The organism is Pseudomonas sp. GW823-FHT06B06 (assembly GCF_058795195.1).
Genome location: NZ_JBXAHO010000043.1, coordinates 15,944 through 26,738 on the forward strand (window position 1 = coordinate 15,944; position 10,795 = coordinate 26,738).

Genomic DNA, 10,795 nt, shown 5'->3' on the forward strand with positions numbered 1-10,795 from the left:
CGTCAGGAAGGGAACAGCTTGCTCAGGCAGCTGAGTTTTTTCTTATAGGAACGTCGCGCTTCCAGCGCTTCTTCGAGGGTCACCGCCACGAAACGGGCTTTCTGATTGGGTTGCATCTGGCCGATCAGGTCGAGGTCGGCGCTGATCACCGTACCGATCATCGCGTAGCCACCACCGGACACCGCATCACGGTGCAACACGATGGGTTCGAGCCCCGCGGGGACCTGGATCGAGCCGATCGGGTAGCAACTGTCGACGATGTTCGACGGATCGGAGCCGGCGCCGAAGGGTTGCTCGCGCGGCTGAAAGCTCAGCGGGCTGCCGCCCTTGAAGCGATAGCCGATACGGTCCGCTTCCGAGCCGACGGTCCAGGCCTCGGCGAAAAAGCTGTCCGCCGCCGCTGGGGTCAATCGATCGTAGTAAAGCCCTGGCACCACTCGCAGGGTAATTTCGCCCCCCAGGGATTGACGCAACGCCATGGGCAAACTGGCCCCGGCGCGGCCCTTGCCGCTGGCAACACCCACCGGCAATTCATCTCCGGCAATCAGGCGACGGCCCTGGAATCCGCCGAGGGCGCCCAGCGCGTAGGTGGAACGACTGCCGAGGACCACCGGCACATCGATACCGCCAGCCACTGCCAGATAAGCCCGTGCGCCGGCCTTGGGAAAATCGAAGCGCAGCACTTGCCCGGCCTTGACCGTGAAGGCGGTGTCGAGATGCATGTCCACACCATCGACCTTTGGCGTCATGTGCGCACCGCACACGGCCACCAACGCGTCTTGCGCAAATTCCAGTTCCGGACCGAGCAACGTGCATTCAAGCGCTGCCGCGCCCGCCGGATTGCCGACCAACTGGTTGGCTGCGCTCAATGCGTATTGGTCGAGCGCCCCGGAAGGCGGAATGCCGAGGTGGTAGTAGCCTTCGCGGCCCTGGTCCTGTACCGAGGTCGCCAGACCGGGTTTGAGTACCTTGATCATGCCAGCACCTCCTGCAGCGACTTGGGATAGCCGACGGGGTCAGCCAGGAAAGCATCCAGGGAAAACTCCACCGGACGAATCCGCAGATCGAAACGTCCGGCTTCCACTTCGGCCACGGCAACGTCATAGGCCTCCCGGTCCATCGGCTTGAATTGCACGATGTCGCCCGGGCGGAAGAACACCATGTGTTCCTTGAGGTAGGCCAGGTTCTGCTGCGGGTCGTAGATCGGTGCCGGCGTGACGCCGAACATCTGATAACCACCGGCGCCGCGCACGGAGTAGATGCAGCCGAAGCATCCGCCATGACCCAGGGTCAATTTGGGTGTATCGGTGCGCGGCCGCAGGTACTTGGGCACCTGCAACTGACGCTCGCGCTCGACCATCTGGAACATGAACGGCAACCCCGCGACGAAACCGACCATCGAGACAAACCATGGCGCGCCACTGTGCGCGGCGATGAACGCCTCGACGTCCGCCAGGCCATTGATCCGCGCAGCGTATTCCAGGTCTGTCGCACTCGGGTCCTGGTGGCGGTCACGAAAACGCATCAAGGTTTCATGGGTCCAGGGATCGTTATAGAGCACCGGAATCTCGATGATCCGGGTCTGCAACGTGCGCTCGGCCACGGCCTCGGCTTCTGCGCCCTTTACCGCTTCGAGCAAGGTGTGAGGCGCGATACGGTCGGGGTCGAAACGGATCTGGAACGAGGCATTGGCCAGGCACACATCGAGCACGCCATCCAGCGCCAGTCGCTCCACGGCGCGGGTCACGGCCATGCCCTTGAAAAACGCTTCAAGGGACATGCTGTCGCTGACTTCGGCGAACAAATGCTCGTCGGCGCCAAAGCTGTAGCGGATTGCGGTACTCATGCTTCACCTCCGCTGCGGCGCTCGGCCAGCCAGGTTTCCAGGGTGCCAGTGTGGAAGTCAGCGCTGTGCAGCCACGGTTGTTCCAGGAGCTCACCGTGCAGCGACAAGGTGCTGGCCATGCCGGTGAGCGTGGTCTGCGCGACGGCGACTCGCGCACGGGCCAACGCTTCGTTGCGGTCGCGGCCATGCACAATCAGCTTGGCCAACAGCGAATCATAGTACGGTGGCACGCGGTAGCCTTGGTAGAGATGGCTGTCGACCCGCACACCCTCCCCTTGCGGCCAGATCAGTGATTCGACCGGGCCTGGGCTGGGGAAGAAATCCCGCGCCGGGTCTTCGGCATTCAGGCGCATTTGCAAGGCGGCGCCATTGAGCTGGATGTCGCTTTGCTTGAAGCCCAGCGGCTCGCCACCGGCAATGCGCAGCATGGCCTGGACCAGATCGATACCGGTAATGAGTTCGCTGACCGGGTGTTCCACCTGGATCCGCGTGTTCATCTCGATAAAGAAAAACTCGCCGGTGGCGTCGTCGTACAGGTACTCCAGGGTGCCGGCGCCCTTGTAGCCAAGGGCCTCGGTCAGGCGCACGGCACTGGCGCAAAGCGTCTCGCGCTGTTGTGGGTTGAGGACCGGCGACGGTGCCTCTTCGAAGATCTTCTGCCGCCGACGTTGCAGCGAGCACTCGCGCTCGAACAGGTGCACCGCGTGCTGGCCATCGCCCAACACCTGCACTTCGATGTGCCGGGCCTTGCCGATAAACCGTTCCAGATACACCGCACCGTTACCGAATGCGGCCTGGGCTTCGCGCTGGGAACGGGGAAACTCTTCGCTCAGTTGCTGGGCGTTTTCCGCCAGGCGAATACCACGTCCGCCACCACCGGCCGAAGCCTTGATCAGCAACGGGAAGCCTACGGATTCGGCAGCCTTGAGCGCCGACTCGACGTCGAACAGCTCACCGGGGGAACCGGGCACCACCGGCACGCCAGCCGCTTGCGCGGTGCGCCGGGCTTCGGCCTTGTCGCCCATGCGCCGGATCGTCTCGGCGCCGGGCCCGACGAAGATCGCGCCGGCGGCGACAACCGCTTGCGCAAAATCGGCGTTCTCCGAGAGAAAACCGTAACCCGGGTGTACCGCATTCGCACCGGTGGCTTTCAGGGCGCCGAGCAATGCCTCGACGTTCAGGTAACTCTTGTCAGCGCGGGCGGGGCCAAGGATATGGACCTCGTCGGCCATGCGCGCTGCCTGGGAGTCGACGTCCGCTTCGCTGCAGGCGGCAACGGTGGGAATCCCCAGCGCTTTGGCGGCGCGGATAATCCGCACAGCGATTTCGCCACGGTTGGCGATGAGTAATTTACGAATACCTTGAGTCATGATCGCCCCCTACCCTCAATGGCCATCGAGCGTTGCGATGACCTGACCCGGTTCCACCGGATCACCGTCTTCGACCAGGAAGGCACTGAGGCGACCGGCCGTCCCGGCGGTCAGTTCGGAAAACTGCTTCATGACCTCGATCAGGCCAATCACGGTGTCGGCGCTGACCTCTGCGCCCGGCTCGACGTAGTTCGGCGAGTCCGGTGTGGCTTTACGGTAGAAGGTGCCCGGCAACGGGGTAATAACGGTTTGTTCGGCCATGTCTGTTCCTCTTGGAATAGTTGTAGAAAGGCAGGCATAAAAATGGATCGGTGTTTGAACCCTGGCGTCTCTGTGCCTGGTGTTTCGTTGTGCTCCAGGGCTCAGCGCGGTGCGCGAACCTTGATCCCCGCGTCATCCAGCGCCTTGCGTGTGGCCTCGACCAATGCCAGGGCACCCGGTGTATCGCTGTGCAAACAGATGGAATCGAATTCGATGGCCAGGTCTTCGCCTTCGACAGTGCGCACCACACCTTCCTTGCAGGCACGCAGCACCCGCGCCGCCACTTGGGTCGGGTCGTAGGCTCGTACGTTGCGGGTAAAGACGATGGAGCCGCTGAGGTCGTACTCGCGGTCGGCGTAGAACTCGCGGATCACCGGTTGGCCGAGTTCCCGGGCGACGTGCCAGATCACTGAGTTGGGCATGCAATACAGCAGCAACTCCGGCTCCAGGCGCTGGAGATTTTCCACCAGCAAACGCGCAGCTTGCTCGTCGCGGGCCAGGTGCATGTACAGGGCGCCGTGAGGTTTGATGTGTTGCAGCGCCACGCCCTGAACCCGGGCGAGTTCACGCAGCGCACCCAACTGGTAAAGCATGTCGTCGACCAGTTCCTGGGCCGGTGCATTGATGTGCCGGCGGCCGAAGCCGACCAGGTCGCGGAACCCCGGATGCGCGCCGATGGCCACGCCCAGCTGCTTCGCCCGTTCGACGGTGCGGCGCATGGTGCTTGGGTCGCCGGCGTGGAAACCGGTGGCGATGTTGGCGGTGCTGATGAAGCCCATCAACTCATTGTCAACGCCATCGCCGATGGTCCATGGGCCAAAGCCTTCGCCCATGTCCGAATTGAAATCTACTGCCTGCATGACGCTTGCTCCTGACGCTTGTGACTTCATGCAGGCCACGTTAAATTCCCGCCAACCCCTTGGGAAGATCTATTATCAGAGGGGCCATCTTCTGAAAAACAGATAACCCTGAAAAACAGACAATGGAGCGCCCATGTCACTGACCCTGCGCCAGGTCCGCTATTTCGTCGCCACCGCGGAGATCGGGCAAATTTCCCAAGCGGCCATTCACCTGAACATTTCCCAGTCCGCGGTGACCACCGCGATCAAGGAGCTGGAAGCCATGCTCGGCACGCTGTTGTTCCAGCGCTCGGCCCAGGGCATGAGCCTGACCGATGCCGGGCGGCATTTTCTCAACCGTGCCTATGTGATTTTGCGCAGCGTCGACGACGCGCTGAATAGCCCGCTGCCGGACGTCCGCGCCAGTGGCCTGTTACGTTTGGCCGCGAGCTACACGGTGATCGGCTACTTTCTGCCGCACCACCTGCAACGGCTTGAACACTGGCACCCGGACGTAGCCATCGAGGTCCACGAACAAGAGCGCACGGCCATCGAGCAAGGCCTGCTGGAAGGAAAATTCGACATGGCGGTGGTGCTGACCGCGAACCTCACTCACCCGGACATCGTTTCGGAAACCCTCTTCAACTCCGAACGCCGGTTATGGCTGCCCAGCCATCACCCCCTGCTCGAACGCTCCGCCGTCAGCCTGGCTGACGTTGCGCAAGAGCCCTTTATCCTGTTGACCGTCGACGAAGCCGAACAGAGCGCCAAGCGTTACTGGGAACACGCGCACCAGCAGCCAAACGTACGGATACGCACCAGTTCAGTCGAAGCGGTGCGCAGCATGGTCGCCAATGGCAGCGGCGTGGCGATCCTCTCGGACCTGGTGCACCGTCCCTGGTCGCTGGAGGGCAAACGCATCGAAACCCTGACCGTCACTGACAAGGTAACCCCCATGAGCGTAGGCCTGGCCTGGCATCGCGAGCGCGATTTCAGCCCGGCCATGCAAGCGTTTCGTAACTATTTCCACGATGCATTCCTGGCGCCGCAACAACTGTCGGCACGGCGCTAGTTCACCCGTCGAAGCTGTGTTCCAGGTTCGTCATCCGGCCGCGGAACGTTGCCTTTTTATGCGGTACATATCGTCGTCCGCATGGCTGAGCAGCGTATCGGCATCCTCTCCGTCCGCGGGATAACAGGCGATACCGATACTGCAGGACGGCATTGTGAGTACGGAAGAGTCGGCATCCGGTGGCTCGGCCATGACCGCGAGAATCTGCACCACTTTCTCGCACACATCGCCCTGGGACTGGATATCGGTCAACAGTACCGTGAATTCATCACCGCCCATCCGGGCCACCGTGTCCGTCTCGCGCACGCAGCCTTGCAGCCGACGGGCAATCATGCGGAGTACCTGATCGCCCGCTGCATGGCCATGGACATCGTTGATGCCCTTGAAGTCGTTGATATCGAGAAACAGCAAGGCCAGGCTGCTGTCGTGGCGCCGTGCCGCGCGCAGGGCCGCATCCAGCCGATCATTGAACAGCGCCCGGTTGGCCAGCCCCGTCAGCGGGTCATGATGGGCGAGGAAGCGCAATTCCTCCTCCGCCTGCCAGAGGGCGGTGACGTTGCGCGCCACACCGATCCGCGCCCCCACCTCCTCGGACCAGAAGGCGGCCCACAGGATGTGCACGATACCGCCATCCTTGCGGATATAACGGTTGCGGAAATCGAAGTGCGGCTGGCCATTCATGACCCGGACAATGGAGGCTCGCGTTTTCGCCAGGTCGTCAGGGTGCATGTAGTCAGTGATCGGGGTGCCGGTCAGCTCGTCAGCACGGTAACCAAGCAGCGCCTGACAGGCATCACTGACAAATACGATCTGGTTATCCCTGTCGACCACGAAGACCGTGTCCAGCATCAGATGGATCAGTTTGGGGTAGAGCGCTTGCAGGTCAACGGGCATAGGTCAGCGAGTCCCGGTTCATGTAGCCTGATCATGCCTGATCGCGAAGGGAGGCGGCTAGGCGTGCGGCAAGGTTTTGCTGGCCCAATGCCGACTCAAGCGGAGTGCCTGCGCCAGGTGCCGGGCGATGTACCGAACTGGCGCTTGAAGGCGCGACTGAACGCCGCTTCGGATTCGTAGCCGACTGAAAAGCCGATTTGCGCCACATTCCCCCGCCCTTCCCGCAAGTGTTGAGCCGCCACGTGCATACGCCAGAGCGTCAGGTATTGCATCGGCGGCTGCCCGACCAATGCGGTGAATCGCTGGGCGAACACCGAGCGCGACATGCCCACCTCGAGCGCCAGGGTTTCAGCGGTCCAGCCCTCGGTCGGACGCGCATGGAGCAGTGCCAGTGCGCGCCCGATATGCGGATCGCGCAAACCCGCCAACCACCCGCGCCGCTCTGCCGGGAGGCTCGCGACGTACTGGCTGACGGCTTCGACGAAAAGCAATTCAGACAGTTTGGCAATGACTGCCGTTGAGCCGACGCGTCCTGCCGCTGTCTCGCTCACCGCGAAACGGAACGAGCTTTCGATCCAGGCCCCTGAAGCCGTCGCACGCATGTCCAGTTTGAGTACCGATGGCAGCGATGAAAGCAACGGACTGAAGGGGGTTTCAGAGCCGAGGAAACCGCACAACAGCTGTGTGGTCTCCCCATCCCCGCCGCACTTGATGCGTGAAATGCCGCCGACTGACGGCGGCGTAATGACGTCGCGCGCCGACATGGGTGTAAAGCCCAGGTCACTGCCAAACGTATGAACATCATTGCGAGGTAGCAGGATCAATTCGCCTGCGCGCACGTCGAGGGGGGCGCCATCGTCGACGCGCAAGTGCATGTTCCCCGCCGCGACAAAATGCGAGGCAATGATATGTCGAGGCGCCGCCACGAACGGTTTGCAATCGTCGGCAGAGATTCTGCCGCTCATGCACCAGGGCGCAGAGAACTCTGCCTCGAGGAACACTCCCCCAGACAGCCGGATCACACGCAACACATCGGAAAGCGCATCGAGCATTTGCCACCCCTCCTTTACGGAGTCTGGAGCAAGTAATCAGGCGCAGCGGTCATTCTTCACCCGGACGGCGAGGCCTAGATTAGCACCAACGCGGACCCAGCGATCAGCACTCTCCCCAGAGGCTTTATCCAGGGTCATTGGCTCCGCCCCATTGTGGCTCGACCTGGAAAATTGGAGATCGATATGAACACCTTCGCGACCCTCCCCATCCCTGATTCGCGCAACGCCGCCCGATACGCGCAACTGGTCAGGTCATCGAAGAAAGCCGAATGGCAGATCGATCGCGATCTGCTGCAGGACCGGCATTTCGACTTCTCGCGCAAATTCCTGCCCGACTCACTGTCGCTGGTCGACCGCCTGACCTTTCTTGACGCGCACGAGGCGCGCCTGCTCAGCCAGATTCAAGGCCGGACCTACGCGTACCTCTTTGGCCTGGTCGAGCGCTTTATCAGTGCCAAAATGCTCGATCAGGGTCGCGCCCATGTATTCGACGATCAGCTCGCACTCGAAGCGCTGGTGCGCTTCTCCAATGACGAGATCAAGCATCAGGAGCTGTTCCGGCGCATCGAGACAATGATTGGCTCGCAACTGCCGGCGGGATATCGTCAAGTGGCCGATCCAAACGACGTGGCGCGCGTGGTGCTGGCATCCAGCACCTGGTCGGTGCTGGCGCTGACCTGTCATATCGAGTTGTTCGTTCAATCCCACTACGCACAAAGCATCGCCCCGCACGAAGAGCTATGCCCGCTGTTCAAGGACGTCTTCAAGTTTCACTGGAAGGATGAAAGCCGACACGTCGTGCTCGATGAACTGGAGTGGAAGGCCGAGCACGCAAAACTGTCGCCCGCCGAATGCGACCAGGCAGTGAACGACCTGATAGCACTGGTGGCGGCCGTCGACGCCATCCTGCAGGCACAATCGACAGCCGATGCCGAGTACTTCACGCGCCATGCTTCACGATCATTCAGTGTCGACGAAGCGGCACGCATCAACGCCTGCATGCTGGACGCCTACCGCTGGCAATACATTATCTCGGGCGTGCAGCATCCACACTTTGCCCGGCTGCTGACGCGCATGACAACGCCAGCCCAGATGTCGCGGATCAACACCGCACTGTCACCCATCATGGGCCATTGATCGAGGCTGGCCGCCATGACAATACCGATGTGGATGCTGCTTGGGTTCGCGACCTGGACGTTACTGCTGTTAATGGCCACCGTCGGGGTCTATCGCTGGGCCAGGATACTGTTCTCGAATGCGCCGATTGCCTCTTTCCGAAGCGATCGGCTCGAGGGCGAGGACTGGTATCGGCGCGGGGTAAGGGCACACGCCAACTGCGTGGAAAACCTGCCTGTGTTTGGCGTCATCGTGTGGTTGATTTCCGCCCTTGGCGTTGAAGGACCTTCGGTAAACTACTTGTCGATACTCATTCTGGTTGCCCGGGTGTGTCAGTCGCTGGTGCATGTCTGCCATGAACAAACCAATGCGTTCGTGGCAGTTCGGTTTAGCTTCTTTTTCGTTCAGTTGGCCTGTTTTCTCACGCTCATCGTGATGGCCGCCGGGTACGGCACAATCTTCTGAACCCAGGCCATGGCCTGCGCTACTTGCGCAGGCCACAGTACCGAACGGCTTGCCTGATGCGCCCCTAGCCAGCGCTGATGTTTCCGCAGAAAAGTGGGCGGCTACCGTCTGCCGGACTGCTGCGAACCAGCAAGGCATAGCTACCCTTGGTCAAATCGCTCAGCGCCACCGGTGCCTGGGCCCAATGTTGGGTACGCGGGGCCAGCGATGGGTAGTCGACGCTATTGGCCTGACGGGTCCTGTACGCCGGTTGCGTACCCAATTGCTGGCACGAGCCTGCGTAGATTGCAGTGTCGAGACGGCTGGAAACAGCCATATCGTGGGGGACTCCACCGACGGTGAGCCAGATACTGGTTTGATCGCCCACCGGGCTGAGGGTGGCTCGAGCGATATGCTCTGCGTTTTGCGGGGTAGCATTGAGGGGGACATCGACAATTTCGTTTCTGCTCGCGCAGCCCGAAATCGCCCCTGCCGCCACTACCAACGCCAGCCAAGATGCACTGTTCATCACAGGTCTCCTGAGTTGAGTTGCGTAGACTTCATCCCCCCTGTGAAGTCTAGTGGTCCCCCCCGCAAGCGGGATCTGGCTGATGGGTGGTCATCGGGCCGTAGGGGCCAGGGCCGGCGAAGAATGATGACGCGGTGCAGAAAAGACACCACAGCGCCTGGTTCGCCGTATCGCTGTTTCCTGCAGGCTGCCGCTGGTCGAGAGCCGCTTGTTCTGTAGACTCAATATACTTATGTTTGATTCTAAGGACTCAAAGACAGGTAATGCACATGGCCGTCGCTTCCCAACCCCAATCTTTCAGCAAAAACCAATGCGTCACCGGCCTGCGCGCTGCGGTGGGCATTCTGGAAAAGTGGCACGCCAGCAGCGAGCAGGCCTGTCGTATCCTGCGCATTTCCCGCAGCACCTACACCCGCGCGCGCCAGCATGATCCTGACTGGGCGGTGGCGCTGGATGCGGACCAGATGCAGCGCATCAGTCTTGTGTTGAACATTCACGCCACGTTGCGCCTGGTGTTCGACAATCCGGACAACGTCTATGGCTTCGTCTCGATGGCCAATGACAACGAGTTTTTCAATGGGCGCTCGCCGCTGGTGATCATGGCCCAGGGCGACATGATTTCCCTGTACGAGACCTTTCGGCGCATCGATATGCTGCGGGGCGCGCAATGGTGACGTTGAGCGAGCTGGCGGTGTTTGCCGGGCAGGCATTGCAGGCTTACCGGCTGGTCAACTCTAAGTTTCCGCCGATTGCATTGTTCGACGACGTGGCGAGCGCGGATGAATTCGAGGTGCTGTTCGAGATTCAGGCGCTGACCAATCCCCGACTGAAGAATGAGGTCGGTGAGCTTGAGTTGATCCCACGGAGCGAAATCCCGTTCGGGATTGCTGGCTGCTCGTACGCCACCGCGCCTTTCACTCACATCAATCCGGCGGGCTCGCGGTTCAGCGATGGCAGCTATGGGGTGTTGTACCTGGCGGATTCGATGGAAACCGCACTGGCCGAGGTGCGGTATCACCAGGGCCTGTACTGGTCGAAGGTATCGGGCCTGAACTATGAGCGGTTTGTGTTCAGGGGACTGTCGTGTTCATTCATGGATACGGGGATGAAAGACGCCACCGCCCTGCCGATCAACGACCCGGTGTATGCGCCTGACGATTACAGCCATTCCCACGCACTGGGCCGGGCAATCAGGAAAGCTGGCTACCCGGGCCTGCGTTATCGCTCGGTGCGCCTGCCAGGCAGTGATTGCTGGGCGTTGATGACGCCAAGGCCTGTCTCTTCGATCATCCAGACCGCTCACTACGAGATGGTCTGGAACGGTCAGATCACCAGTGTCAGCCAGATCAACGAGGCTTGAGGCAAAACTCGC

13 protein-coding genes are annotated in these 10,795 nt (G+C 61.3%); 5 read left to right on the forward strand and 8 right to left on the reverse strand.

Going from position 1 to position 10,795, the window contains the following annotated elements; genetic code table 11:
- Positions 1-2 precede the first annotated feature (2 nt).
- The 5 genes from AC1Q8Q_RS27400 to AC1Q8Q_RS27420 all read right to left on the reverse strand — a co-directional run bounded on the left by AC1Q8Q_RS27400 (position 3) and on the right by AC1Q8Q_RS27420 (position 4,337).
- A complete protein-coding gene (locus AC1Q8Q_RS27400; RefSeq protein ID WP_492615743.1) occupies positions 3-977 on the reverse strand; it encodes a 5-oxoprolinase subunit C family protein in 975 nt (324 codons plus the stop codon).
- Positions 974-1,846 (reverse strand): 5-oxoprolinase subunit B family protein, encoded by an 873-nt coding sequence (locus AC1Q8Q_RS27405; protein WP_020800702.1) that lies wholly within the window; start codon positions 1,844-1,846, stop codon positions 974-976. The genes AC1Q8Q_RS27400 and AC1Q8Q_RS27405 overlap by 4 nt, the downstream gene beginning before the upstream one ends.
- Entirely contained in the window at positions 1,843-3,216 is a 1,374-nt protein-coding gene (locus AC1Q8Q_RS27410; protein WP_492615744.1) for an acetyl-CoA carboxylase biotin carboxylase subunit, read from the reverse strand. Before AC1Q8Q_RS27410 ends, AC1Q8Q_RS27405 begins: the two co-directional genes overlap by 4 nt.
- 15 nt (positions 3,217-3,231) lie before the next feature.
- Complete coding sequence (locus AC1Q8Q_RS27415; protein ID WP_020800700.1) at positions 3,232-3,477, reverse strand: acetyl-CoA carboxylase; 246 nt, start codon at positions 3,475-3,477, stop codon at positions 3,232-3,234.
- A gap of 101 nt (positions 3,478-3,578) precedes the next feature.
- Positions 3,579-4,337, reverse strand: a complete 759-nt coding sequence (locus AC1Q8Q_RS27420) for a 5-oxoprolinase subunit PxpA (RefSeq protein ID WP_492615745.1) — start codon at positions 4,335-4,337, stop codon at positions 3,579-3,581.
- Between the two features lie 133 nt (positions 4,338-4,470).
- Here AC1Q8Q_RS27420 and AC1Q8Q_RS27425 point away from each other — a divergent pair, with 133 nt between their 5' ends.
- Positions 4,471-5,388 (forward strand): LysR family transcriptional regulator, encoded by a 918-nt coding sequence (locus AC1Q8Q_RS27425; RefSeq protein WP_020800698.1) that lies wholly within the window; start codon positions 4,471-4,473, stop codon positions 5,386-5,388.
- A 30-nt stretch (positions 5,389-5,418) separates the two neighbouring features.
- Here AC1Q8Q_RS27425 and AC1Q8Q_RS27430 read toward each other — a convergent pair whose 3' ends face one another.
- Both AC1Q8Q_RS27430 and AC1Q8Q_RS27435 read right to left on the reverse strand, forming a co-directional pair.
- Positions 5,419-6,282: a diguanylate cyclase domain-containing protein gene (locus tag AC1Q8Q_RS27430; protein WP_492615746.1), complete on the reverse strand. Its 864-nt coding sequence runs from the start codon at positions 6,280-6,282 to the stop codon at positions 5,419-5,421.
- Between the two features lie 95 nt (positions 6,283-6,377).
- Complete coding sequence (locus tag AC1Q8Q_RS27435) at positions 6,378-7,334, reverse strand: AraC family transcriptional regulator (RefSeq protein ID WP_492615747.1); 957 nt, start codon at positions 7,332-7,334, stop codon at positions 6,378-6,380.
- A gap of 183 nt (positions 7,335-7,517) precedes the next feature.
- Between AC1Q8Q_RS27435 and AC1Q8Q_RS27440 the strand changes: the two genes are divergently transcribed.
- Together AC1Q8Q_RS27440 and AC1Q8Q_RS27445 are read left to right on the forward strand one after the other, a co-directional pair.
- Positions 7,518-8,471, forward strand: a complete 954-nt coding sequence (locus tag AC1Q8Q_RS27440; RefSeq protein ID WP_168758515.1) for a diiron oxygenase — start codon at positions 7,518-7,520, stop codon at positions 8,469-8,471.
- Between the two features lie 15 nt (positions 8,472-8,486).
- Positions 8,487-8,915 (forward strand): MAPEG family protein, encoded by a 429-nt coding sequence (locus AC1Q8Q_RS27445; protein ID WP_168758516.1) that lies wholly within the window; start codon positions 8,487-8,489, stop codon positions 8,913-8,915.
- Between the two features lie 64 nt (positions 8,916-8,979).
- On the opposite strand, the gene AC1Q8Q_RS27450 is transcribed toward AC1Q8Q_RS27445, so the two are convergent.
- A complete protein-coding gene (locus tag AC1Q8Q_RS27450; protein ID WP_083349352.1) occupies positions 8,980-9,423 on the reverse strand; it encodes a hypothetical protein in 444 nt (147 codons plus the stop codon).
- A gap of 269 nt (positions 9,424-9,692) precedes the next feature.
- On the opposite strand from AC1Q8Q_RS27450, the gene AC1Q8Q_RS27455 reads away from it, so the two are divergent.
- Positions 9,693-10,097: an antitoxin Xre-like helix-turn-helix domain-containing protein gene (locus tag AC1Q8Q_RS27455; RefSeq protein WP_033043897.1), complete on the forward strand. Its 405-nt coding sequence runs from the start codon at positions 9,693-9,695 to the stop codon at positions 10,095-10,097.
- Positions 10,091-10,783, forward strand: a complete 693-nt coding sequence (locus tag AC1Q8Q_RS27460; RefSeq protein WP_083349353.1) for an RES family NAD+ phosphorylase — start codon at positions 10,091-10,093, stop codon at positions 10,781-10,783. Before AC1Q8Q_RS27455 ends, AC1Q8Q_RS27460 begins: the two co-directional genes overlap by 7 nt.
- Positions 10,784-10,795 lie beyond the last annotated feature (12 nt).